The 23750-nt window shown below is 71.5% G+C and carries 21 protein-coding genes; 6 read left to right on the top strand and 15 right to left on the bottom strand.

All coding sequences use genetic code 11. The features are described 5' to 3' along the window. Window positions 1–43 precede the first annotated feature (43 nt). From GA0070561_RS27535 to GA0070561_RS27550, 4 genes are all read right to left on the bottom strand, one after another. The gene (locus GA0070561_RS27535) at window positions 44–721 is read right to left on the bottom strand and encodes a hypothetical protein (RefSeq protein ID WP_091406925.1); all 678 of its coding nucleotides are present in this window, start codon (window positions 719–721) and stop codon (window positions 44–46) included. An 85-nt stretch (window positions 722–806) separates the two neighbouring features. After that, window positions 807–1718 carry a sulfotransferase family protein gene (locus GA0070561_RS27540; RefSeq protein ID WP_091406927.1) on the bottom strand — a complete coding sequence of 304 codons (912 nt, stop codon included), beginning with the start codon at window positions 1716–1718 and terminating at the stop codon, window positions 807–809. 3 nt (window positions 1719–1721) lie between these two features. Beyond that, window positions 1722–2741, bottom strand: coding sequence for a sulfotransferase (locus tag GA0070561_RS27545; RefSeq protein ID WP_091406928.1), 1020 nt, complete (start codon window positions 2739–2741; stop codon window positions 1722–1724). Continuing rightward, window positions 2738–4021, bottom strand: coding sequence for a glycosyltransferase family 4 protein (locus GA0070561_RS27550; protein WP_167362503.1), 1284 nt, complete (start codon window positions 4019–4021; stop codon window positions 2738–2740). Before GA0070561_RS27550 ends, GA0070561_RS27545 begins: the two co-directional genes overlap by 4 nt. 258 nt (window positions 4022–4279) lie before the next feature. On the opposite strand from GA0070561_RS27550, the gene GA0070561_RS27555 reads away from it, so the two are divergent. Genes GA0070561_RS27555 through GA0070561_RS27565 form a run of 3 tightly spaced genes read left to right on the top strand, consistent with a single transcriptional unit; the run spans window position 4280 to window position 7492 of the window. After that, entirely contained in the window at window positions 4280–5242 is a 963-nt protein-coding gene (locus tag GA0070561_RS27555) for a sulfotransferase (protein WP_141710465.1), read from the top strand. Further along, complete coding sequence (locus GA0070561_RS27560) at window positions 5235–6014, top strand: sulfotransferase family protein (protein WP_091406935.1); 780 nt, start codon at window positions 5235–5237, stop codon at window positions 6012–6014. The genes GA0070561_RS27555 and GA0070561_RS27560 overlap by 8 nt, the downstream gene beginning before the upstream one ends. Then, window positions 6011–7492 carry a hypothetical protein gene (locus GA0070561_RS27565; protein ID WP_091406938.1) on the top strand — a complete coding sequence of 494 codons (1482 nt, stop codon included), beginning with the start codon at window positions 6011–6013 and terminating at the stop codon, window positions 7490–7492. The genes GA0070561_RS27560 and GA0070561_RS27565 overlap by 4 nt, the downstream gene beginning before the upstream one ends. Window positions 7493–7634: 142 nt before the next feature. On the opposite strand, the gene GA0070561_RS27570 is transcribed toward GA0070561_RS27565, so the two are convergent. The 11 genes from GA0070561_RS27570 to GA0070561_RS27620 form a co-directional block, all read right to left on the bottom strand. After that, window positions 7635–8486 carry a sulfotransferase family protein gene (locus tag GA0070561_RS27570; RefSeq protein ID WP_141710466.1) on the bottom strand — a complete coding sequence of 284 codons (852 nt, stop codon included), beginning with the start codon at window positions 8484–8486 and terminating at the stop codon, window positions 7635–7637. Further along, complete coding sequence (locus tag GA0070561_RS27575; protein ID WP_091406942.1) at window positions 8483–10081, bottom strand: flippase; 1599 nt, start codon at window positions 10079–10081, stop codon at window positions 8483–8485. The genes GA0070561_RS27570 and GA0070561_RS27575 overlap by 4 nt, the downstream gene beginning before the upstream one ends. Before the next feature lie 22 nt (window positions 10082–10103). Beyond that, window positions 10104–11111: a Wzz/FepE/Etk N-terminal domain-containing protein gene (locus tag GA0070561_RS27580; protein WP_141710468.1), complete on the bottom strand. Its 1008-nt coding sequence runs from the start codon at window positions 11109–11111 to the stop codon at window positions 10104–10106. 24 nt (window positions 11112–11135) lie between these two features. Further along, entirely contained in the window at window positions 11136–12560 is a 1425-nt protein-coding gene (locus GA0070561_RS27585; RefSeq protein WP_141710469.1) for an O-antigen ligase family protein, read from the bottom strand. Window positions 12561–12773: 213 nt separating this feature from the next. Next, window positions 12774–14066, bottom strand: coding sequence for a glycosyltransferase family 4 protein (locus tag GA0070561_RS27590; RefSeq protein WP_091406947.1), 1293 nt, complete (start codon window positions 14064–14066; stop codon window positions 12774–12776). A 176-nt stretch (window positions 14067–14242) separates the two neighbouring features. After that, window positions 14243–15121 (bottom strand): sulfite exporter TauE/SafE family protein, encoded by an 879-nt coding sequence (locus tag GA0070561_RS27595; RefSeq protein ID WP_091406948.1) that lies wholly within the window; start codon window positions 15119–15121, stop codon window positions 14243–14245. Continuing rightward, the gene (locus tag GA0070561_RS27600; RefSeq protein ID WP_091406950.1) at window positions 15118–15717 is read right to left on the bottom strand and encodes a rhodanese-like domain-containing protein; all 600 of its coding nucleotides are present in this window, start codon (window positions 15715–15717) and stop codon (window positions 15118–15120) included. The genes GA0070561_RS27595 and GA0070561_RS27600 overlap by 4 nt, the downstream gene beginning before the upstream one ends. 92 nt (window positions 15718–15809) lie before the next feature. Next, window positions 15810–17210, bottom strand: coding sequence for an MBL fold metallo-hydrolase (locus GA0070561_RS27605; RefSeq protein WP_091406951.1), 1401 nt, complete (start codon window positions 17208–17210; stop codon window positions 15810–15812). Window positions 17211–17351: 141 nt separating this feature from the next. Next, the gene (locus GA0070561_RS27610; RefSeq protein ID WP_091406954.1) at window positions 17352–17621 is read right to left on the bottom strand and encodes a metal-sensitive transcriptional regulator; all 270 of its coding nucleotides are present in this window, start codon (window positions 17619–17621) and stop codon (window positions 17352–17354) included. A gap of 151 nt (window positions 17622–17772) precedes the next feature. Then, the gene (gene katG, locus GA0070561_RS27615; RefSeq protein ID WP_091406957.1) at window positions 17773–20049 is read right to left on the bottom strand and encodes a catalase/peroxidase HPI; all 2277 of its coding nucleotides are present in this window, start codon (window positions 20047–20049) and stop codon (window positions 17773–17775) included. Continuing rightward, entirely contained in the window at window positions 20046–20501 is a 456-nt protein-coding gene (locus tag GA0070561_RS27620; RefSeq protein ID WP_279616384.1) for a Fur family transcriptional regulator, read from the bottom strand. The genes katG and GA0070561_RS27620 overlap by 4 nt, the downstream gene beginning before the upstream one ends. A gap of 198 nt (window positions 20502–20699) precedes the next feature. Here GA0070561_RS27620 and GA0070561_RS27625 point away from each other — a divergent pair, with 198 nt between their 5' ends. From GA0070561_RS27625 to GA0070561_RS27635, 3 genes are all read left to right on the top strand, one after another. Further along, window positions 20700–21107 carry a YciI family protein gene (locus GA0070561_RS27625; RefSeq protein WP_091406959.1) on the top strand — a complete coding sequence of 136 codons (408 nt, stop codon included), beginning with the start codon at window positions 20700–20702 and terminating at the stop codon, window positions 21105–21107. 8 nt (window positions 21108–21115) lie between these two features. Further along, on the top strand, window positions 21116–22261 hold the full coding sequence (locus GA0070561_RS27630; protein ID WP_091406960.1) for an RNA polymerase sigma factor: 1146 nt from the start codon (window positions 21116–21118) through the stop codon (window positions 22259–22261). A 430-nt stretch (window positions 22262–22691) separates the two neighbouring features. Then, the gene (locus GA0070561_RS27635) at window positions 22692–23717 is read left to right on the top strand and encodes a glycoside hydrolase family 11 protein (RefSeq protein ID WP_091406961.1); all 1026 of its coding nucleotides are present in this window, start codon (window positions 22692–22694) and stop codon (window positions 23715–23717) included. Window positions 23718–23750: the final 33 nt, after the last annotated feature.

Raw genomic sequence — 23750 nt, forward strand, 5'->3', positions numbered from 1 at the left:
GCGACCTTCGCCGGCAAACCCGACACATGCCCCGCAAGGTGCCTCAGCCGCCGGTTCCCTCGGCCGCCCCGTCCGGGGTGAGGGCCCCTTCGTGGGGGTCTGTGTCCAGGAACACATGCTGGTGGCCCTGGCCGGAATCGACGCTGATCTGGTCGAGCTGGGTCGCCGCGACCGACCAGATCGTCGCGGCCTCGGCCGCCTGCCGCGCTGTGACGTCCAGCAGGGCCGCACGCTGCGCGGCCGGAACGCCGGCCGCCAGCGCGTAGGCGTCGACGGCCAGCGACGCCTGCTGGACCGCTCCGCGCAACCCTCCGCGCGCCACGTTGGTGGCGGTGGTCCCCGACGGCGGGTCGGCGAACGGCTCGGCCGCCTGGCGCATGACCTCCTGCCACTGGCGTGCCTTCGCCGGATCCGGTGCACGTCCGGCGGTCGTCTCCGTCTTGATGGCGGCCAGCACCGGGGCGACCTGGTCGCGAACGCGTCGGGCCGTCTCGATCAGCTCCACGATCTGCTGAGCGTCCCGCTTCGCCTCGTCCTGCTTGATGCTCGCGATGGTCGCCTCGGTGGCGTCCGGGCGGCCCACCTGGTAGCCGATCAACCCACCCAGCAACGCGGTGACCAGTGCGATCACGCCCGCGACGGCCACGAAGCGCACTGTGCGGCGGTGACGCACATCGGCCTTGTCCAACTGGTAGGAGGGTCGGCCGGTACGGCGCGCCATCGCATCTCCTCACATCGATGGTGTGGGGCCAAAGATTAGCCGCCCCCGTGACGTCCGTCGATAGCGAGGACGGCGACAGACGCCCCTAGACCGGGTAGCCCCACTCGGCCAGCGGCTTCTCCAGCACCCGTTCGATCGCGGTGAGCTGCGCCGGGCTGAGTTCGTCCCGGTACGCCTCCGCCCGGCCCACTGTGAAGTCGTACCGGGAAAAGCCTCTCTCGAAGGCTGTCGACCAGCGCAGGCCGAGGAAGTCGAGCATCCGGCCGACCTGCTCGCGCGGCTGCTCGACCAGGTCCTCGTAGCGCACGTCCAGCCACTGGTCGGCCGGGTGACGCAGCCGGGCCTGCGCGAAGGCGTCCATCAGCATCTTCCAGCCCAGCGCGGCGAGCACCTGGAAGGAGCGACCGGAATCGGCCCACTCCTCGCGCAGGTCGGACGGGAGCGGGCCGTAGATCCAGTTGTCCGGCCCCCGCCAGCCGTCCCACCAGCCCATCTGGAGCCACGAGTTGGCCACCGCCCGGCCGTCGCGCACCACGTTGACCACCCGCAGCTCCGGGTACGCGGCGTGCAGCAGGCCGGTCCGCGGCCACCCCGTGACGTGCTGCACCAACTGCTGACAGCCCTGCCGTGCGATCCGCTCGTCGAAGAAGGCCCGCAGCCGCCGGGCCACGAACGGGGTCAGGTCCTCGGCCACCAGGTCCCGACACGGTCGGGAGAAGCCGGCCAGCACCTGCCGGTCGAGCAGGTGGTACGCCTCCGACGGCGCCACCCGGAGCCGGCCCCGCTCCAGCAACCGTCGACTGTGTCGCAGCGAGGTCATCCCCGCCGGGCGCGGCGCCGAACGCCGGTAGAGGACGCCGTTGAACCTGCCCTTCGGGTTGAGCCGGGCCAGTTTGTCGTCCAGGCCGGAGACGAAGCCGACCGCGGGATGCCGGGAGAGCAACTCCTGGACCAGTGTCGAACCGCAGCGACCGGTGCCCACCACCAGTGAGAGCATCGTTCAGCCTTCCTGCCGGGTGGCGGGTGACGGGGAGACGGCCGGGTCCGCCGCGAGGCGGGCGGCGGGAAAGGTGGCCGCCGGGCGGCGCAACGGATAGCCGAACCGGGTCAGGGCCACGGCGGTCAGCCCGGTCACCACGGCGTACGCGCGGGTGGGCAGCCCGGTCAGCCATTCGGTGTCGGCGACCACGTCGACCAGCCCGGTGCGGTGCCGCGACGGATTGCCGGCCACCGAGTGGGTGGGGGCGAGCCGCACCGTGGCCGGCGTCGGAAAGGGAAGCTCGTCGGGGGTCGCGCCGACGAAGGCGGCGATCCGGGCGGTGGCGGCGGCCGGGTCGGTGACGAAGTCCTCGTACCGCAGCCGCAGGTAGCGGCCCGGCGCACGGCGACGGTCGCCCCAGAGTCGTACGGTCGCGGTGTTCCAGATCAGCCACAGCAGCGCGGCCTTGCCGACCGGTGGCCGGCTCATCAGCTCATCGTCGGCGCGCCCGTCCAGCGGGCGTCGGCGACGCCAGGAGTACGCGGTGGCGCGCGGGTCGCGCACCACGTGCAGGACGTACAGGTCGATGCCGGGCAGGCTGCCGAGCAGGGCACCGTACGGCGGCAGCTTGGAGGAGTCGACGATGACACCGTCCGACCAACCGGCCAGGGCGTGCTCGGCGATCGAGGCGTAGAGCCGGGCCAGCTGCGTGTCGTCGGGGTGGCCTTCGACCGGCGGCTGCCCCCGACGCTGGCGGCGCAGCAGTGCGGGTAACCCCCGCAGCCGCAGCCGCTGGGCCAACCGGGCGGCGATCTCGGCCGGGTCGGCGTCGGTCAGGTCGGCGCGCACCCGGGCCCAGAGCGGGCAGTCGGCGACCGGGGAGCCGCAGCCGCAGGGCCGGTTCTCCAGGATGCCGCGTCGCCACAGGTATCGCAGTTCGCCTGCCGCGAAGAAACCCGGCAACTGTCCCAGGACCGTGGTCACCAGCGTGCTGCCACTGCGACCACTGCCGGCGAGGTAGAGCACCCGTACCGGGTTCACCGGGCCGCTCCCCCACCGGCGGTGGCCCGGCCGGCCCGCTGCCGCGACGGCAGCGCCTCGGCGGCCTCCGCGTACAGCCCACGGATCCGGTCCAGGTGCCGGTCCGGGGCGAACTGGGCGGCGATCTTCGCCCGGCCGGCCCGGCCCATCCGGTACGCCCGTTCGGGGTCGGCCAGGAGGTCGTTGAGCGCGTCGCCGAGGGCCGCCGGCGCGTCGGCGGCGACGACGCGGCCATCCACCTCCGGCTCGACCAGCTCGGGAAGCCCGCCCAGGTCGGTGGCGACCACCGGCACCCCGCAGGCGAACGCCTCCAGCACCGCCATCGGTTGGTTCTCGTGCCACCGGGACGGAACGGCGACCACCGCCGCCGACCGGATCAGCTCGTGCAGGCGCGGCTTGTCGAGACGGCCGTGGAACCGGACCCGGCCGGGCACCCGCCGCGCGGCGAGCGCCTCCAACTCCGGGCGGGCCGGGCCGTCTCCGGCGACGTCCACGCTGACTCCATCCGGCAGCGCGGCGGTTGCCTCGATCAGCACGTCGACACCCTTCTCCGGCGCCAGCCGCCCGGCGAAGACGACACCGCCGCCGGGCGTCTGCTTGGCCGCGACGCCGGTCAGGTCGACGAAGTGGTTGACCACCCGCAACCGGTCCGGGTAGACGCCCGCGCGGCGCATCACGTCGGCCAGGAACCCGCTCGGGCTCACGAAGAGCTGCACCGGGTCGTACGCGTCGAGCCGCCGGTGCAACCAGGACTCGACGGCGAGCAGGCCACTGCGCGACAGCGATCCGTCCTTGCAGCGGCGCCGGGCCGCCTGCAACGGGCCACCGGTGACGCACGCCTGGCAGGGGCGGCCCCGGTCCAGCAGTTGGTAGCTCGGGCAGGCGAGCTTGTAGTCGTGCATGGTCAGCACGCACGGCACACCGGCGGCGCGGGCCGCGGCGAGCACCGACGGGGAGAGCTGGTGGTAGATGTTGTGCAGGTGCAGCACGTCCGGCCGAAAATCGTCGATCACCCGGGCCAGCCCGCGGCGGCTCGTCGGTGACCACAGCATCCGGCCGACGGCCACCGCCCGGGGCCGCACCCCGCTCGGCGCCGGCTCCAACTCCACTTCGGACGGAAACCGCGCGGCGTACGGCAGGGGCGACTCGTTCTCCGGGTGGCTCATGCCGAAGTAGGCGACCGCGTCGCCGGCAGCCCGTTGCAGGTCGGCGAGATCGAGCAGATACCCCTCCGCGCCGCCACGGCGGTAGAGGAACTTGTTCACATGCAGCACGCGCATCGACTCGCCCTGCTCACGTCGATCGGGCGAACCGGGCCCGGAGGTGATGACCGGGGTCTGCCCGCCCCGGCCAGGGCCCACGGTATGCAGGGCGCGTCGGCGAGTCCAGCTCGCGTTTGGCATGTGGCTGAACGGGTGATCTTCGTCTGCCCGTGCGGTCCGCGGCCTGGCCTCCCGCCATGATCTCCCGATAGCCTGGCTGCCGCCGGTCGCACACGCTCTGGTGCAGGGCAGGGCCGGTGTCCGACGAGGAGGACCGTGGCAGCCGACGACGAGGTCTCCGCTCTCGCGTACACCGCGCGGCGGGTCCGGCGGCATCTGCGCTGGGCGCGTACCGAGGGGATCGGACGGCTCATCGAGGAGGACCGCCTCAACCCGTTCGACCGGGTCGGCACCGCCCTGGCGAAGCGACGCTGGCGACGGCGGGCCGGCCGGACGCCCGGCTCGGCGATGCCGGTCTACCTGGTCGGTCTGCAACGCTCCGGCACGAACATGCTGGTCCGGGGCCTGGACGCCGCCCCCGAGGTCGAGGTCCGCAACGAGAACGACAGCACCGTCTTCCACCGCTTCCAACTGCGCCCGGACCCGGTGCTGACCGCCACCCTCCACCGCAGCCGGCACGCGTACGTCCTGGTCAAGCCGCTCTGCGAGAGCCACCGCGTGGACGAGCTGTTGGCCCTGCCGGGGGTGACGCCGGGGCGCGCACTCTGGGTCTACCGCGACCTCGACGACCGGGCCCGCTCCGAGGTCGCCAAGTTCGGTGACGCGAACCTGCGGGCCCTGCGCGCAATCGCCGACGGCAGCATCGGCCGCCGGTGGCAGGGGCAACGCCTCGACGCCGACACCATCGAGCTGATCCGGGCCCACGACCCGCAGGGGTTGGATCCGCACAGCGGCGCGGCCCTGTTCTGGTACGTCCGTAACTCGCTCTTCTTCCAGCTCGGCCTGGACCGGCGGGCCGACGTGCTGCTCTGCCGCTACGACAGCCTGGTCGCCGAGCCCGCCGCGCAGCTCCGACGGCTCTGCGCCTTCCTCGACTTTCCCTACCATCCCCGGCTGCACGCGCACATCGCCCCGCGCACGTCGCACGGCGCGGCGAGCGACCGACGGCTACCGATCGACCCGCGCGTCCGGGCCCGCTGCGACGGGCTGACCGACCGGCTCGACCGCGCCGCGGCCGACGCCCGATCCGAGACGACGAAGGCGGTCGATCGTGGCTGAGACCGGAACCAGTACCGCGCCGATCTTCCTGGTCGGCTGCCAGCGGTCGGGCACCACGATGGTGCGCCTCGTCCTGGACTCGCACTCGCGGATCAGCTGCGGCCCGGAGACCCGGTTCCTGCCGGACCTGCGACGGATCGTCGGCCGGGACTGGGAACGACTGGCCCGCTTCGGTTTTCCGCGCGAGGACTGGCTGCGCCGGATCCGGGACTTCTTCGGCGGCGTGCACGCCGACTACGCCGCCGCACGGGGCAAGACCCGGTGGGCCGACAAGACCCCGCTGTACGCGATGTCGCTCGACTTCGTCACCGAGGTCTTCCCGGACGCCCAGATCGTGCACCTCATCCGGGACGGACGCGACGTGGTGGTCTCGCACCGCAAACGGTTCGGCTACTGGTCCGCTGTGAAGTGCGTGGTGAAGTGGCCGCGCTACATCCGCGCCGCGCGGGCGGTCGGCGCCACCCTGCCGGCGGACCGCTACTACGAGCTGCGGTACGAGCAGGCGGTCAGCGAGCCGGAGAAGGCGATGCGGGGCCTCTTCGAGTTCCTCGGCGAGCCGTGGGAGGACGGCATCCTCGACTACGACAGCAAGCAGCACGACGTGGCCCAGAAGTACACCACCGAGGCGGAGCGACGACGCGCGGCGGTGGGCGACACCGCGCCGATCTACGGCTCCCGGGTGGGCAGCTACCGCCGCGAACTCGACCCGTTCCTCCGCCTGCTGGTCTGGGTCTTCTCCGGTCGGACCCTGCGCGCGCTGGGCTACCGGTGACCCGCCCGGGCCGACTGCGCGCGGTCGCCACCGCCGTCGCCGCCATGCTCCTGCTCACCGCCGGCTGCACCGCCGGCAGCGACGATCCGCCGTCGGCCGCCACCCCCTCCGCGACGGCGGCGCCCGGAGCTGGCACGCCGGGGCGCACCGCCGCCCAGGTGAGCAACCCGTTCGGCGCGCACTGGGACTGGTCGCGGTACCAGCAGTTCGAGCCGTACCTGCGCCGGCTCTCCGGCTCGGCGACGTACGAGGAGATCTCCTGGTGCGAGATCGAACGGACCTCGGGGCAGGTCGACTGGGCCGGGCTGGACGAGATCGCCTCGCGCAGCCGGGAGTTGGGCATCACACTGCACCTGAAGATCCGCACCGGCGTGTGCTGGGCGACCGGTGGCACGGCCCGCTACACCCGGGGCGCGGCGAGCAAGACCGAGTCGGCGATGCCCACCGACCTCGGCGCGTACCAGCGGTTCGTCCGCTCGGTGGTACAGCGCTACGGCCCGTACGGGGTGCGGGAGTACGCCATCGAGAACGAGGTCAACGCGCCGAGCTACTGGGCCGGCAGCCCCGAGGAGTACGCGCGGCTGGTCCGCGCCGCCGCCGAGACGATCCGCGCGACCGACCCGACGGCGCGGGTGGTCGACTCCGGCATCAGCAGCGTCGCGTACGGCATGGGTGTCGCCGACCGGCTGGTGCGCGCCGGTCGGGTGCCCGAGGCCATCGCCGCCTACCAGGCGTACTTCCAACGTCGGGTCGGCACCCGGGGGCAGCAGATCCCGGCGGTGACCGGGGAGGCGCAGCTGCGCCGGGCGCTCGGCACCGAGACCAACAGCCGCAGCCTGCGCTTCCTGACGGTGACCGAGTCGCTGCTGACCGACCGCACCGTCGACGTCCGCCAGGTGCACTTCTACGAACACTTCAGCGGGGTGGCCCCGCTGCTGGACTACCTGCGCGCCACCACACCGCCGGGTATGCCGATCCAGGCGTGGGAGGTCGGGCAGTTCTGGCGCGACGGCGACGGTGACCCGGCCAGTCGGGCGGCGGAGATGGTCAAGACGGTCACCCTGCTGGTCGCCGGCGGGATCGGCGAGATCAGTTGGCTGCCGTTGGCGTACAACCCGAACAACGCCGCCGGCAGCGAGGTCCGCTACGGCCTGCTCGACCCGGACGGCGCCGAACGGGACGCCGGCCGGATGCTGGCCGCCCTGGCCGACGCGGCCCGGGACGCCACCGTCACCCCGCTGCCCGCCCCGGTGGCCGGCAAACTGCACGGGGTCGCGTTCGTCCGGGGCGGGTCGAGCACGCTGGTGCTCTGGTCGGCGTCGAACACGCCGGTGACCGTGCCGGCGACACCCGGCGGACGGACCGGGGCGGTGGGTTCCCCGCTCGGCGCGGCCGGCGGCGGCACCACAGTGACCGACATCCCCGTCCTGCTCCGCGCCGACCAGCCGGTGGACCGGATCCTCGCCACCGTCCGTTAGCGACCCCCAGCGTGCGCTCGCTGGCCCGCATGTCGATGTGCCGAGCAGCGGTATACCTCAGAGGTATAAATATGCCTCTGAGGTATACCGCTCATTGCCGTGTCCGTCCTCGGCGGCGGTGACCGACGGCGACCGCCGTGCCCTAGCCGGGCCAGGGTTCGGGCCAGCCCAGCAGGGCGGTCAGGCGGGCGTTGTGCGGCGCGAAGTGCTCGCCGAGACGCTCGCGCAGAGCCGGGGTCAACTGCGAGACGCCGTGGTCGACGCGACGGGTGTGCCGGGTGAACGCCTCGGGGGTGAAGGCCGGCAGGCCGAGGAAGCGCAGCATGTCGCCGTACGTGCCGGCCGGGTCGGTGTGCAGGTCTTCGGTCCGGGTGACGTGGATCCGCTCCCGCGGGACCTGCGCGAACCACCGGTCCAACTGCTCGGCATAGCGACCCCGGGCCGCGTACGAGTAATTGCGCAACGCCCTGTGCGCGGCGGCGCTGTCCGGGCCACCGCGCGTCGCCCGGGCCAGCCGCTCCTCCTCCGCGTCGAGCGCGTCGGCGAAGGACAGCGGCTCCAGGCCGTACGAGCGGGTGTGCAGGTAGTGCGAGTAGGCCCGCTGCACCGGATCGCGCAGCAGGACGACGAAGCGGGCCTGCGGCAGGGTCGCCGCGACCCGGGCCGGCACACTCGGGTGGAACAGGTAGTAGGGGCTCGCCTCGAACGTGCGCTCACCCGGGGCGAGGCGAGGGAAGTGCCCCCGGTACCACCGCGCCCCCCGACCGTGGTGGACGCTGAAGTACTGCAACTCCTTGCCGCTGGCCACCCGGACCTGGGGATGCGCGGCGAGATGGTGGTACAGCGACGTGGTGCCGCAGCGCTGCGCACCGATCACCAGGAAGTCGGGCAGCGGACCGGGCTCTCCCGGCCGGACCGCACGCCCCCAGGCCCGCGCCGCGCGTACCCCCCGACGCAGCCGGTCGGTGACCTGACGCCGCGCGACGCCGGTCACGAGCGGACCACGGGGCGACCGGCGCCCACACCGGCACCGTCGGCGGGGCCGGCGGGGTCGGCCGGGGCACGTCGACCACCTCGGCGGGTCACCGAGCGCAACACCATGACGTCCTCCCGACTGAGCCCGAGGGCGAGCACCACGGCGAGGTACGCCGCCACGATCGCGGCCAGACCGACCACCAGCTGCCCGGTCCCGCCCCCGACCAGCCACCGCACACCGAACCCGACGCCCATCGCGACCAGCGCGGCGGCCAGGCCCTTGACCATGCCCGCCGTCACCGGCACGGTGTGCACCTGCGCGCGCACCTGCCAGACCCGTGCGACGTTCACCGCAGCCAACGACACCGCCCAGGCCACCGCCGCGCCGAGAATGCCGTACGCCGGGATGAGCCACAGGTTGAGCAGGACGTTGAGCAGCAGGGCCGCGAGGTTGTCCACCATGTTGACCGAGACCCGGCCGGACATGTTCAGCAGCGTCCCGCAGGGCCCGGTGGCGGCGTTGACGAGTTGGCCGAGCGCCAGCACCACCGTCACCGCCGCACCGCCGGCCAGACCCGGCCCGCCGACCAGCCGCAGCAACTGCTCCGGGAAGACCAGCAACGCCACGAAGGCCGGCAACGACAGCCGGAGCACCCAACCGGTGGCGACCCGGTAGATCCGGCGGACCTCGTCCAGTCGACCCTGGTGGTAGAGGTGCGCCAGGTGCGGACCGAACGAGGCGTTCACCGGTGCCAGCACGAACACCGCGATCGTGACCAGCCTTGTCGCCACGTGGTAGACGCCGATCGCGTCGGGACCGTAGTCGAAGAAGCCGAGCAGCAACGCGTCCACCCAGATCAACCCGGTGGACGACAGCGAGGAGACCCAGCTGACGGTGGAGAACCGGAACAGCTCGCCCGGCCGGTACGCGGGCCGGGCGGCGGGCACCCGGCGCACCATCCGGGCGAGCGCCACGAGGGCGAGTCCGGCGGCGCTCCAGCTCGCCGCGACCAACGCCCAGAACGCGCCGGTGAGGCCCGCCCCGAGGACGAGCGCCAGCGCGGTGAGCACCAGCCGGGCGGCCGGCTCGTAGACCTGGCCGATGAGCGCGTAGGCCCGTTGCGTGCGCCACCCCCGGGTGGCCGCGAGCGCGGCCTCGCAGATGGTCGCGGCGGGCAGGCAGAGCGCCGCCAACCTCAGCCCGGTGGTGAGCTGCGGGTCGTGCAGGGCGTCGGCAAGCCACGGCGCGCCGACCGCCAGACCGAGGGCGATCACTGTGGACGCCACGGCCGAGATGCCGATCCCGAGGCGGATCGCGCCCCGGAGGGCGGCCGGCTCGTCGTCGGCGAGGTGCACCGCCACGAACCGGGTCAGCCCGGCCCGGAAACCGGAGAGCGAGAGCAGCCCCAGCAGCGACAGCACGGCGTAGACCTGGGCGTACCGGCCGAGTTCGCGTACACCCAGGACCCGGGCCAGCAACAGCATGACCAGGAAGAGGGCCACCTGGCTGAGCACGGCGCTGCCCAGGTTCAGCACACCGCCGCGGGCCATGCCGCGTACCTGCTGGTCGCCCGCCTCCGGCGCGGCCGGCGACCGACCGGTCACCTCGCGCACCCGGCGGCCCGTTTCCCGACGGTCACGGCCGTGCCGCGGTCACGGCCTCCGCCGGCACCGAGGGGGCCGCGGTGGTCGCCGCCGCCGGGCGGGCCGCGGCACGACCCCGCGACAGCAGTTCGAGTACGCCCACCAGCAGCACGCCGAGCAGCAGACCCGCGCCGCCCACCGGCAGGGCGGTGCGCACCAGCTCCGTCATCCGGCTCACCTCGTGCGCCTCGCCGATACTGGTCACCTGCTTTGGATCGGCGGCCTGGGCCTGCGCCCGCGCCGCCTGCAACCCTTCCCGCGCCTGGGACAGGGCGTTGGTCGCCGCGTCCCGCTGGGCGAGCAGGGCCTGGTAGTCGGGAAGCTTCGGCCCCAGCTCGTCGAGCTTCCTCTGGGCGGCGGTGATCGCGGCGGTCGCCGCGTCGACACCTCGGCCGTTGCCGACCGCCTGCATGGAGAGCTGCTGCTGGCGCAGGCTGGTCAGCTCGCCCAGCGTGGCCTGGTAGATCCGGTCCGGCTGGGAGACCTTGTTCGTCTTCTCCCACTCACCGATCGCCTTGGTCGCCGCGGTGACGTCGGCGTTGGCCGCCTCGACCTCACCGGTGGCGATGCCGACCTGGGAGGAGAAGAGGAAGGCCAGCGCCCGGGTGGTGGTCGCGGTCAGCACCGGCGCGACAGTCGCCCGGTCGCCGGCGGTGTACGTCACCTCCAACTGGCTGCTCGCGCCGACCTGGGTGATGGCGAGCCCGTCGCGCAACCGCTCCGGCGGCACCCCGGTGTCAACGGCCACGTCGGCGAGGACGCGAGGCGAGGTGACCGCCGCGCCGAACGCCGCGACGAACTGGTTCGCCGCCTGCGTACCGGTGTACTGCGTCCCGGCCGCGCCGCCCACCAGCGCCGGCGCCGCCACGTACGCGGTCCCGCTGAACTGCTGTGGCGCGAACAGGACGATGGCGGCCGCGGCGCCGGTGGCGAGCACCGGCACCCCCACGAGTACCCAGAGGCGCCGCCGGGCGACCCGCAGGTAGTCGACGATCTCCACTTTTTCCCCAATGCTGTCGTTCAGTCAAACCGGGACGGACGTGCCTCGTGGCTGCTCGCCGGTCAGGTTCGGAGCCGGTTGGCGGGCGATCACGCTGGCCGCCGCGGCGAACGCGACGAAGTACCAGAGGGTGACCACGTTGGAAATGACGTTGGACGCGGCGCTGACCGCCACGAACGCGGCGGCGCAGCCGGTGAACCCGACGGCGACGCCGCGCTCGAAGCTGCCCGGAGGCGCGCGCCGCAGCGCGGTCCGGGCGGTGTACAGAAAGGCCAACAGCATCAGCAGGTACGCCCCGAGACCGAGCAGCCCGGTCTCCACGTACGCCCGCAGGAAGTCGTTGTGCGGCTTCTTCGCCTCGTCGGTCTCGCGCTGGGTCATGTTCGGCCCGATGCCGGTCACCGGGTTCCGGTCGGCGAGCGTCACGATCTCGGTCCAGTAGCCGATCCGCCAGGCCAGGGTGTTTCCGGTCGGGTCTCCGCCGACCGCGCGCGACGTTCCGAGTTGGGCGAAGCGTTCGCCGACGGCGGGCACCAGTGCCACCCCGGCGACCGCCACCACGCAGAGGGTGACCAGCATCCGCTTGCTGCGGTGCAGTGCCGCGACCACCACCAGGCCGATAGCCGCGCCGAGCAGGGCGCTACGGGTGTTGGTGAGCAGCAGGAACAGCAGCGAGAGCGCGAGCAGCACCCCGAGCGACGCCCGCAGGCGACGATCCAGGAAGCGGTACACGGCGAACCCGAAGATCACCATGAACATCAGGTAGCGGCCGAACGTGGTCGACTGGCTGAACGTGCCGCTGATCCGGGTGAAGTCGCCCTTCACCTCGGCTGGCGGGTTGCCCAGCAGCGACAGCACGACGGTGTAGCCCAGCGCCAGCACCAGCGAGGCGTAGCAGGCGAGCAGGACCCGGCGGATCGCCGCGGTGTCCGGCATGAGCTGTTCCAGCACCACGAACATCACCACCACGGTGAGGATCCGCAGCGCCTCCAACAGGCTGTTCGCCGGCCGGCTGGCACCGAGGGCGCTGACCACGCTGCTGGCTCCCACGAGCAGCATGGCCCAGCTGAGTGGGGAGCCGCGCAGCCGCCCGTGCCGGTTGAGCTGCGCGGCCAGCCAGAGCCCTGCGGCGAGGAGAAACAGCACCGCGAGCAGGGTGGAGGGGTCCACCGCCCGGGCCGTCCCGGCGGATTCGGCCTGGCCGGCGCTCGGGCCGGTCAGCTTGAACAGGTCGACGCAGGAGCGCACCGCGAGCATCAGCAGCACGTACCCGGCGAACCGGGTCAGCGCGAGGACGGCCACCGCGATCCCCGCGACCGCCGCGAGCGGCAGCACCATGCCCCTGCGGTCACCGGCCGCCATGGAGATGCCCGCTACCACCGCCACGACCGCGGCGGCCAGCGCCGCTGCGCCGGTGAGCAGGCGGGTCGGGTCGAACCGCCTGGTCATGAGCGGAGTGACCTGCTGCGTGTGTTGTTCCACTGATCCCACTGAACTGAATCGGCGCTGCCCGGCCGCTGCCGGGCGCGGCCAACCGATGTCCTCCCGGCACAAGATCGGTTCAATCTAGTCCTGTCACCTCGGCAGCAGAAGGGGCCATTGCACCGACTGCTCCGTCCCCCGGGGGGCCGACCCGACACTCCCCCGGCTGACGCCGGCCGGTCAGTCGACGGCCCCCGTGGGTCGTGCCCTGGCCCGTCGACCCGGCTCCAGAGCCAGCCGGAGATAGAGCTGCTCCAACTCGCGGGCGGCGGTGTCCCAGCTGTACCTGTTGGTGATCTGCTCTCCCAGCGCAACCGCACCGGCCCGTTCAGCCGGCAGGTCGGCGAGCAGCGACGTCAACACCCGGACCAGGTCGTCCTCGTCGCCGTCGCGGAACAACCGCCCGCCGGCGGTGTCGGACTTGAGTACCTCGACGTGCGGCGCGATGTCGCTGGCGACCACCGGCAGCCCGTACGCGGCCGCCTCCAGCAACGTCAACGGCAGTCCCTCCAATCGGGACGGTTGAACGAAGCCGGCGGCACTGGCGTACAGCTCGGCGAGCAGGTCGCCGTAGGCGAACCCGGTGAAGACGATCCGGTCGTCGGCGCCGGCTTCCCGGCGCAGCCGGTCCACGAAGTCGTCGGTGAACGACGACCCGCCGACGATCGCCAGGCGCATCGGGGTCTCGGTTCGGCGGAAGGCCCGGATTAGCAGGTCGGCCGCCTTTTCCGGCACCAGCCGACCGACCAGCAGCAGGTAGCCGCCGGGGGTCAGCCCGAACCGTTCCTGGATCTGGCGGGTCCGCGTCGGCCGGGCCGGGTTCACGCCGTTCGGGATGTAGGTCGTCGGACGGCCGAACCGGGCAGAGTAGTGGGCGGCGAGCCCCTGGGAGACCGCCACCCGCTGGTGTGGGACGTACCCGCTGAACCAGTGGGCGCTGCCCAGCACCGCCCGCGCGCCGAGCCCCCACTTGCCCCGCTGGTTGTCCAGCCCGTGCACGGTCAGCACCACGCGCGCCCGGGACAGGGCACGCGGAAGTGGGGCGACCAGGGCCGGCCCGAGCCCGTGGTAGTGCACGATGTCGGGCCGCGCGGCCATCGCCGCCATGGTCGAGGTCGCCGCGTGCACGATGGCGTCGAGGTGCTTGCTTGCGATCGTGTGGGTCTGGCGCAGCCGTACGCCCCGGTAGCCGTCGGCGGGTGTCTCGCCGTAGCTCCGGCGGCAGTAGACGGTGACCTCGTGGCCGTAGCTGGCGAGCCGGCTGGCCATCTCCTCCACGTGCCGTTCGATCCCGCCGTAGGTCGCCGGCATCCCCTTCTGGCCGATCATCGCGATCCGCAGCGGACGCCAGGCGATGCCGGTGTCGGCGGCGCTCGCTCCGGGCGCCCGGGTGGAGACCGCCCGCTGCCGGGGAATCGCAGGGCTTCCGGCGTGCTGGTCCACATCCTCGGCCTGCAGGTTGGGATGGCCCACGTTGACTCCCGCGTGACTAGGTCCGCGCCCGCCGCCCGGGCAGATCAACACCTTGCCATGAACGGGCCCGTTCGCCAGCTGATCAACTGGATAAAAAATTCATCCATGGGATTCGTTGGACGGGAAATGTCATCCCGATGACATCGGGGTGGACCGTGATGGCGCCGGGCGAGACCTCAGCGGGAGGCCGGCTCACCCTGCGTCCGCACCTTGCTCCGGCCCCTCAGCACGGCCAGCGCGACGGAGATCGCTGCGGCGACACCGATGCCGGTCCACAACAGCGGGTCGGTCCGCGGTTCCGTGGGCAGTTGCTGGACGAGGACGAGGACGCCCATCACCACGACGAACCAGCCGAACGACTTGCGCAGGACGTCGGCGGGGATCCGACCGGCGAGCCGCCCGCCGGCAACGCTGCCGACGACGGCGGCGAGGGTGACCGCTGCCGCGAGGTTCCAGTCAATGCTTACGCTGGACAGGTAGCCGGCGAGGCCGGCGAACGACTTCATCGCGATGACCACCAGCGAGGTTCCGACCGCGACCGGCATCGGGAGTCCACCGAGCAGGGCCAGGGCGGGCACCACCAGGAAGCCGCCGCCGGCACCGACCAGGCCGGTCACCAGTCCGACCACCAGACCGTCGAGGATCACCCGCAGCATCGGCAGTTCGTGCGGCACTGCCCTGCCCTTGGTGTCCCGCCGACCGCGAATCATCGTGACCGCGGTGGCCAGCATCATCACGGCGAACCCACTGAGCAGAAACGCCGCCGGGATGAACCCGGCCAGGCGTCCGCCGATGTAGGCACCGACCATGCCGGCGAAACCGAAGATCAGGCCGGTACGCCAGCGCACCCGGTTGGCCCGAGCGTGCGGCAGGACACCCACCACGCTGGTGGCGCCGACAACGAGCAGCGAGGTCGCGATGGCCTCTTTCGTGGGTAGGTCGGCAACGTAGACCAGCAGCGGCACGGCGAGGATCGATCCGCCGCCGCCGAGCATCCCGAGGCTGACGCCGATCAGCACGGCCAGCCCGACGGTCAGCGCCAGGGTCGGTGTCATGCGCGTTCACCGGTGCTGTCACGCAACTGGCCCATGATGGTGTCCAGGTCACAGGTGGCGCTCCGGTTGTACGGCAGTCTGCCGAGCACCATGCCCATGGCGCAGGTGTTGGTGACAGCGGCGACGGTGAGGCCGACGCCGATGAGTCCGGCCACCCACTTCAACTGCGGCACGAACACCGAGCCGAGGACGCTGACCAGCACGATCGAGCCGGCGACGAGGCGGACCTGGCGTTCGAGGTCCCACCGGGGTGCACCCTGCCTGATCGGCGCGTTGGCCGCCTGCCAGGCCAGGATGCCACCGTCGAGGACCTTCAGGTTCGGCAGACCGACGCCGGCCAGGGTCTGCTCGGCTTGAGTGGCGCGAGCACCGGAGCGACAGATCAGCACGACGTCCTCGTCCAGGTGGCGGCGCAGCTCTTCACGGTGCTCCTTGAGCAGGTCGAGCGGCACGTTGTAGGAACCGGGGATGTGCGACGTCTCGAACTCCGCCGGGGTACGCACGTCCAGCAGGCGCGGCGCGTGGCCGGAGTCGATCAACTCCCGCAGCCCGGTGGCATCGAGGGTGGCGGGGCGGGCGGTCTCGGAAGGGCTCATTTCTCCTCTTTCACGGGCAGGTCGCAACACACATGGCAGGGGGCATCCGACCGACACCTGCACGGCGCCGGCCGGTGGTCCGTTCTGTTGGGTCAGGCGTCGGTGGCCATCGCCACGCCAGCGCGCTCGGCCTGGTCGAACGTGTCGTCGATGACGACCACCTCGCGGCCGGCGTTCGCCAGCAGCGACGCCGCCGCGGTGGCCCGGTAGCCGGAGCCGCAGTGCACCCAGACGGCGCCGACCGGCACCTCGGCCAGCCGCATGGGCAGTTCAGGCAGCGGGATGTGCAGGGCGCCGTCGATGTGACTGGTCCGCCACTCGTTGGTCATGCGCACGTCGAGGACCACGTCCGCGGCGGGGAGGCCGGCAGGGACATGCCCGGCGCGGCCCACCGCGAGGGCCCGGAAGTCAGTCATCCGCAGTTCTCGCAGCTGACCGGGCTCGGCCGCCCACCGCTCCACCTCGCCGGTCACCTGTGCGGCCGGACGGTCGATGCCGATCCGGACCAGCTCACGCTGGGCATCGGCGACCTGTCCCGGAGTCTCGGCGAGCAGGGTGATCGGCACCCCCCAGTCGATCAGCCAACCGAGCCAGGTGGACATCGGGCCGTCCAGGCCGAGGCTGACCGTGCCGGCCAGGTGCAGGGCGGCGTACGCCTTACGGTGCCTCAGGTCCACCACCCACTGCCCGTCAGCCATCCGCTCGCGCAGTTCGGCCGCATCGGCGCGGCTCACCGGGGTGAGGTCGACCGGGGCCGGTCCGGCGAAGTTCTCCACGCCCATGTGGGCGTAGTACGCCGGGTAGGCGTCCAGACCGGCGAGGGTCTCCGTGACGAAGTCGTCCGCGGCAAGCCGCAGGACCTGATTCTTCGCCTTCTCCCGGCCGATCGTCGACTCCGGGGCGTCCGATTGACTGGCTGAGCAGAAGCTGCCGAACCCGTGCGTCGGCCACACCTCGGCCCCGTCGGGCAGCAGATCCGCCAGCCGCCTCGCCGAGGCGTGCTGGTGGTGGGCCAACTCGTGGGCGTACTGCTTGCCCAGCAGGTCGGTGCGGCCCGTCGTGCCGAACAGCAGTGATCCGCCGGTGAAGACACCGACCGGCCGCCAATCGCCGTCGATGGCCTCGTCCAGCACGTACGACAGGTGGTGGAAGGTGTGACCGGGTGTGCCGATCACCCGCAGTCGTAGCGAGTCGGAGACGGTCACCTGGTCGCCGTCGGAGATTGGCGTCCGCTCGAATCGGACGTCGTCTGCCGCGGCCACCAGATAGTGGGCGCCGGTGATCCGGGCAAGATCCAGCCCTCCGGAGACGTAGTCGTTGTGGACGTGCGTTTCCAAGACGTGGGTGATGCGGACGCCCAATGCCCCAGCGAGGTACATCACGCGGTCGATGTCGCGCTGGGGGTCGACCACGATCGCCACCTGACCGTCGGAGGCGAGGTAGCTGCGGTCGCCGAGGGATGACGTCTCAACGACGGAAACCTCAACTGTCATGTCCACTCCTTCAAGTTCGACAAAGCACTCATACCCCGGGGGGTATGCAAATGACACACTGCTGCCGTCTTCTTTTCACCTGCACGCTGCCGCCAACACCCACCCGCGCCGCAGCTACGGCGCGGGTGGGTCAGTGCCGCCTCAGGCCAGGGCCAGGAAGAGCTTCTCCAGCTCCTCCTCGGTCATCTCCGGCTCCTCGCCACGTTCACGCGCGGCCCCGCAGTGCCGCATCCCCGAAGCAATGATCTTGAAACCCGCTCGGTCGATCGCTTTGGACACCGCGGCGAGCTGAGTCAGCGCCTCGCGGCAGTCCTGACCGCTCTCCATCATCTCGATAACCGCGTTGAGCTGACCGCGAGCCCGCTTGAGCCTGGTCAGCGCATCCGACGTCATCTCCGGTCGAAGCTTCATCGACACCTCCTGCGTTCGACTATACCCCCGGGGGTATCAAGTCTCCAGTGATGCTCCGATCGGCCAGCGTGCAACTGGCCACAGCCGTGCAAAGCCGACGAGCCCCGGCCAATCCCCTGAAGGATCGGCCGGGGCTCGTCAGTGGTACCCGTCAGGCGAGATCGAACCGGTCGAGCTCCATGACCTTGGTCCAGGCGGCCACGAAGTCCGCCACGAACTTGTCGCGGGCGTCCTGGCTGGCGTAGACCTCGGCGAGGGCGCGCAGCTGCGAGTTGGACCCGAAGATGAGGTCGACCGCGGTGGCGGTCCACTTCACCTCATCGGTGGCCAGGTCGCGGATCTCGTACACGTGCTCGTCGGACTTCGACGCGCTCCACCGGGTGCCCGGGGAGAGCAGGTTGGCGAAGAAGTCGTTGGTGAGCACGCCCGGCCGGTCGGTGAACACACCGTGCCGGCTGCCGCCGACGTTGGCGCCGAGGGAGCGCAGACCGCCGATGAGGACGGTCATCTCGGGCGCGGTCAGGTTGAGCATGTAGGCACGGTCGACGAGCAGCACCTCCGGCTGGGTCTTCTCGCCGGGACGCAGGTAGTTGCGGAAACCGTCGGCGCGCGGCTCCATGACCCGGAAGGACTCGGTGTCGGTCTGCTCCTGGGTCGCGTCGGTGCGGCCCGGCCGGAACGGCACTGTCACCTCGACGCCGGCGTCCCGCGCCGCCTTCTCGACGGCGGCCGAACCGGCCAGCACGATCAGGTCGGCGAGCGAGATGGACGCCCCGCCGGCGGAGTTGAACTCCTGCTGGATGCCCTCAAGGGTGCTGAGGACGGTGGCCAGCTGCTCGGGCTGGTTGACCTCCCAGCTGCGCTGCGGCTCGAGGCGGATGCGCGCCCCGTTGGCACCGCCGCGCTTGTCGGTGTACCGGAAGCTCGCGGCAGACGCCCAGGCGGTGGAGACCAGCTGGTCGATCGTGAGACCGGCCTGGAGGACCTTCGCCTTGAGTGCGGCGATGTCGGCGTCGCCCACCAGCTCGTGGTCGACGGCCGGCACCGGGTCCTGCCAGAGCTGCGGCTCGGCCACCCACGGCCCGAGGAAGCGCTCGATCGGGCCCATGTCGCGGTGCAGCAGCTTGTACCACGCCTTGGCGAAGGCCAGCGCGAACTGGTCGGGGTTCTCCAGGAAGCGGCGGGAGATCTTCTCGTACGCCGGGTCGACGCGCAGCGACAGGTCGGTCGTGAGCATCGTCGGCCGGTGCTTCTTCGCCGGGTCGAAGGGATCCGGGATGATCGCCTCGGCGTCCTTGGCGACCCACTGCTTCGCACCGCCAGGGCTGGTGGTGAGCTCCCACTCGTAGCCGAAGAGGATCTCGAAGAAGCGGTTGCTCCACTGCGTCGGCACGTCGGTCCACGTCACCTCGAGACCACTGGTGATCGTGTCGGCGCCCTTGCCGCTGCCGTGGGTGCTCAGCCAACCCAGGCCCTGCGCCTCCAGCGGGGCGCCCTCGGGCTCCGGACCCACGTGGTTGTCGGCGACGCCGGCACCGTGGGTCTTACCGAAGGTGTGACCACCGGCGATGAGGGCGACGGTCTCCTCGTCGTTCATCGCCATCCGGCCGAAGGTCTCGCGGATGAAGTGCGCCGCCGCGGCCGGGTCCGCGTTACCGCGCGGGCCCTCCGGGTTGACGTAGATCAGCCCCATCTCGGTCGAGCCGACGCCGGCCGCCATCTCCTTCTCGGAGGCGTAGCGCTCGTCGCCCAGCCAGGTGTCCTCCGGACCCCAGAAGATCTCCTCGGGCTCCCAGACGTCCTCGCGGCCGAAGCCGAAGCCGAAGGTCTTGAAGCCCATCGACTCCAGGGCGACGTTGCCGGCGAGCACGAGCAGGTCGGCCCAGGAGATCTTCTGGCCGTACTTCTGCTTGACCGGCCAGAGCAGCCGGCGGGCCTTGTCCAGGTTGGCGTTGTCCGGCCAGCTGTTGAGCGGCGCGAACCGCTGCCCACCGTCGCCGGCGCCGCCGCGGCCGTCCTCGATGCGGTACGTGCCGGCGGCGTGCCAGCTCATCCGGATCATCAGGCCGCCGTAGTGGCCGAAGTCGGCCGGCCACCAGTCCTGCGAGGTGGTGAGCACCTCGACGATGTCGCGCTTGAGCGCCTCGACGTCGAGCTTCGCGAACTCCCTGGCGTAGCTGAAGTTCTCGCCCAGCGGGTTGCCCTTGGACGAGTGGGCGTGCAGCACCGACAGGTCGAGCTGGTTGGGCCACCAGTCCCGGTTGGTGCGCGGACGACCGCCGGTCTTCGGGGTCGGCGAGTCGATCGCCGGGTTCTCACTCTCGCTGCCGTGCGCGGTCACCGAGTCGTGCGCGACCGGGCAGCCGGCAGCTGCCTTCTGGTCCACGCCCTGCGCACTGACGGGGCCGTTGTCCTGGGTGTCGCTCATGTACTTCCTTCCGAGCTTGCGGATCTCTGGGGCGTGCGTTCGGTCGCGCAGTCGGGGCAGCTGCCCCAGTAGACGACCTCCGCCTCGTCGACCACGAAACCGTGGTCGCCGGAGGCGGTGAGACAGGGAGCGTGACCGACGGCGCAGTCGACGTCGGCGATGGCGCCGCAGGAGCGGCACACGACATGGTGGTGGTTGTCCGCGACCCGGGACTCGTAGCGGGCGGTCGCCCCGGCCGGTTGGATGCGCCGCACCAGGCCGGCATCGGTGAGCACGCGCAGCACGTCGTACACGGCCTGGTGGGAGACCGTGGGGTGATCCGCGCGGACCAGCGCGATCACCGCGTCGGTGCCGGCGTGCGGGTGGTCACGTAGCGCCGCGAGCACCGCCAACCGGGGCCGGGTCACGCGCAACGAGACGGCCCGCAGCTGCGCCTCGAAGTCGGACATCACGGGTACGAACACTAGCTCACTATTTTGGAACGAATCAAGTTTTGCGCCGCCCGAGGTGCCCCGACGGCGGACGATTCACCCGAGGTTAACCTGCGGGAGGAAAAAAATCGGACAGCCATGTCGAGAAGTGCCGACCGGCTTCGTCCCCGGAGTGAACGTGACCACGATGGGTCACAGCCAGCACCGAGGAGCATCACGATGGCGAAGTACCTGCTGCTCAAGCACTACCGGGGCGGCCCGGCCGCGGTCAACGACGTGCCGATGGACCAGTGGACCCCGGCGGAGATCTCGGCCCACATGCAGTACATGCGCGACTTCGCGGCCCGGCTCGAGGGCACCGGAGAGTTCGTCGACGGTCAGGCACTCGCCCCGGAGGGGACGTTCGTCCGGTACGACGGCGAGGGCCGCCCGCCGGTCACCGACGGCCCCTTCGCCGAGACCAAGGACCTCATCGCCGGCTGGATGGTGATCGACGTCGACAGCTACGACCGGGCCGTCGATCTGGCCGGTGAGCTGTCGGCCGCTCCCGGGGCGGGCGGGAAGCCGATCCACGAGTGGCTGGAGCTGCGCCCGTTCCTGAGCGAGCCCCCCACCATCACGGAGTGACGGCTCCGATGGACGAGACGCTGCTGCGGAGCCTCACGCCAAGCGTCCTCGGGATCCTCGTCCGCCGCGGAATCGACTTCGCGGCGGCCGAGGACGCCGTGCAGGACGCCCTGGTCGAGGCGGTCCGGGTCTGGCCGGCCGACCCGCCGCGTGACCCGAAGGGCTGGCTGACCACTGTGGCGTGGCGACGGTTCCTCGACGCGGCGCGGGCCGACGCCGCTCGCCGTCGGCGGGAGGATCTCGTGGACGAGGAGCCGGCGCCAGGGCCCGCTCCCACGGTGGACGACACGCTCCAGCTCTACTTCCTGTGCGCCCACCCGTCGCTGACGCCGTCGTCAGCGGTCGCGCTCACGCTGCGCGCCGTCGGCGGGCTGACCACCCGGCAGATCGCCCACGCCTACCTGGTGCCCGAGGCGACCATGGCGCAGCGCATCAGCAGGGCCAAGCGCACCGTCTCCGGGCTGCGCTTCGACCGACCCGGTGACGTCGCCACCGTGCTGCGCGTCCTCTACCTGGTCTTCAACGAGGGCTACTCCGGTGACGTGGACCTCGCCGCCGAGGCCATCCGGCTCACCCGGCAGCTCGCGGCCGCGATCGACCACCCCGAGGTGGCGGGGCTGCTCGCCCTCATGCTGTTGCACCACGCCCGGCGCGCCGCCCGGACCGCGCCCGACGGCAGCCTGGTACCGCTCGCCGAGCAGGACCGCAGCCGCTGGGACACCCGGTCCATCGCCGAGGGTGTCGAGATCCTGCAGGCGGCCCTGGCCCGCGACCAACTGGGCGAGTTCCAGGCCCAGGCCGCCATCGCGGCGCTGCACGCCGACGCGCCGACCGCCGCCGAGACCGACTGGGTGCAGATCGTGGAGTGGTACGACGAACTCGCGCGCCTGACCGCGAACCCGGTCGTCCGACTCAACCGCGCGGTGGCGGTCGGTGAGGCCGACGGCCCCCGGGCCGGCCTGACAGCGCTCGCGGCGGTGGACGACGCGCTGCCCCGGTACACGGCGGTGGCGGCGTACCTCCACGAGCGCGACGGCGATCCGGCAACGGCGGCGCGGCTGTACGCCGAGGCCGCCCAGCAGGCCCCCAACCTCGCCGAACGCGACCATCTGACCCGCCAGGCCGCCCGGCTCAACGCCCTGCGGCGTCGCTGACCGCTCGGGCAACGGGAGCGTCTGCCCGTGCCACTGGCCACGGCCGGACACCTGGTCCGGAAAGTCTCCGGAACTTCCGGCACCCCCCACCCCGACCGATGTTCGGCTGTTGCGACGCCGCAGTGACCGCCCCGGACTCTGATCGACTACTGACCTGGATGGATGCCGCTCCGGCGATGACGGCGGTGTTGCCACGCTGTTTCCGGAAATTGTTGACAAGTCGACGGCTGGGTTAATACGGTCGCCATCGACGGCGCTCGATTGTCGTCAGCACCAGCCACCACGACCCCCTTCTCCGGTCGTCGTGCAGGACGACCGGCCCACCACCACCGAGCGGTACGACGCCGTGGCTGTCACCCGACCACCGGCAGCCTGCCGAGGCGTACCGCGCCGCTGGCCCCCGCCAGCCGTCAGAGGAGGCAACAGTTCCATGACCGACACCAGCCACACCAAACCGAGAGGCCGCGGCCGCATCCGGTTGCTCATGGGCGCCGCATGCGCCGCCGTCGTGGCCGTCGCCGGCACGATGACGGCCACCAACGCGTACGCCGAGGCCGACCGGACCCTCACGTCGAACCTCACCGGCACGCACAACGGGTACTACTTCTCGTTCTGGAAGGACAGCGGCAACGCCAGCATGACGCTGCGCGCCGACGGCCGATACACCAGCAGTTGGGACAGGAGCACCAACAACTGGGTCGGCGGCAAGGGTTGGGCCACCGGCAACCGTCGGACGGTCACCTACTCGGGCAGCTACAACCCGGGTAACAACAACACCTACCTCGCCCTGTACGGATGGACGCGCAACCCGCTCATCGAGTACTACGTGGTGGAGAACTTCGGCAGCTACAACCCGAGCAGCGGCGCCACCCGGATGGGCACGGTCACCACTGACGGCGGCACCTACGACATCCTCCGCAGCCAGCGGGTCAACGCCCCGTCGATCGACGGCAACCAGACGTTCTACCAGTTCTGGAGCGTCCGCCAGCAGAAGCGCTCGAGTGGCACCATCACCACCGCCAATCACTTCGACGCCTGGGCCCGGGCCGGTCTGAACCTCGGCACCAACCACAGCTACCAGGTCATGGCCACCGAGGGTTACCAGAGCAGCGGAAGCTCCGACATCACCGTCCGGGAGGGCAGCGGCGGTGGCAACCCGACCACCCCGCCTCCCACCGGCAACCCGGGGACCGGAAACTGCAACGCGACGCTCTCCGCCGGCCAGCAGTGGGGTGACCGGTTCAACCTCAACGTCGCTGTCAGCGGCACCAACAACTGGGTCGTCAGCCTCGGCCTCGGTGGCGGCCAGAGCATTCAGAACAGCTGGAACGCCGCCGTCAACGGCAACAGCGGCACCGTCACCGCGACGCCGAACGGCAACGGCAACAACTTCGGCGTAACGATCATGGCCAACGGCAACTGGAACTGGCCGACGATCACCTGTCGCACCAGTTGACGCCGATCAGTTCCTGACATCGCACCACTGGCG

It is taken from the genome of Micromonospora saelicesensis, assembly GCF_900091575.1.
In the GTDB taxonomy this organism is placed as follows: Bacteria; Actinomycetota; Actinomycetes; order Mycobacteriales; family Micromonosporaceae; genus Micromonospora; species Micromonospora saelicesensis.

Coding starts and splice junctions, on each gene's coding strand:
- GA0070561_RS27535 (WP_091406925.1), bottom strand. CDS start 721: ATGGCGCGCCGTACCGGCCGACCCTCCTACCAGTTGGACAAGGCCGAT.
- GA0070561_RS27540 (WP_091406927.1), bottom strand. CDS start 1,718: ATGCTCTCACTGGTGGTGGGCACCGGTCGCTGCGGTTCGACACTGGTC.
- GA0070561_RS27550 (WP_167362503.1), bottom strand. CDS start 4,021: ATGCGCGTGCTGCATGTGAACAAGTTCCTCTACCGCCGTGGCGGCGCG.
- GA0070561_RS27585 (WP_141710469.1), bottom strand. CDS start 12,560: ATGACCAGGCGGTTCGACCCGACCCGCCTGCTCACCGGCGCAGCGGCG.
- GA0070561_RS27595 (WP_091406948.1), bottom strand. CDS start 15,121: ATGACACCGACCCTGGCGCTGACCGTCGGGCTGGCCGTGCTGATCGGC.
- GA0070561_RS27600 (WP_091406950.1), bottom strand. CDS start 15,717: ATGAGCCCTTCCGAGACCGCCCGCCCCGCCACCCTCGATGCCACCGGG.
- GA0070561_RS27605 (WP_091406951.1), bottom strand. CDS start 17,210: ATGACAGTTGAGGTTTCCGTCGTTGAGACGTCATCCCTCGGCGACCGC.
- GA0070561_RS27610 (WP_091406954.1), bottom strand. CDS start 17,621: ATGAAGCTTCGACCGGAGATGACGTCGGATGCGCTGACCAGGCTCAAG.
- katG (WP_091406957.1), bottom strand. CDS start 20,049: ATGAGCGACACCCAGGACAACGGCCCCGTCAGTGCGCAGGGCGTGGAC.
- GA0070561_RS27625 (WP_091406959.1), top strand. CDS start 20,700: ATGGCGAAGTACCTGCTGCTCAAGCACTACCGGGGCGGCCCGGCCGCG.
- GA0070561_RS27630 (WP_091406960.1), top strand. CDS start 21,116: ATGGACGAGACGCTGCTGCGGAGCCTCACGCCAAGCGTCCTCGGGATC.
- GA0070561_RS27635 (WP_091406961.1), top strand. CDS start 22,692: ATGACCGACACCAGCCACACCAAACCGAGAGGCCGCGGCCGCATCCGG.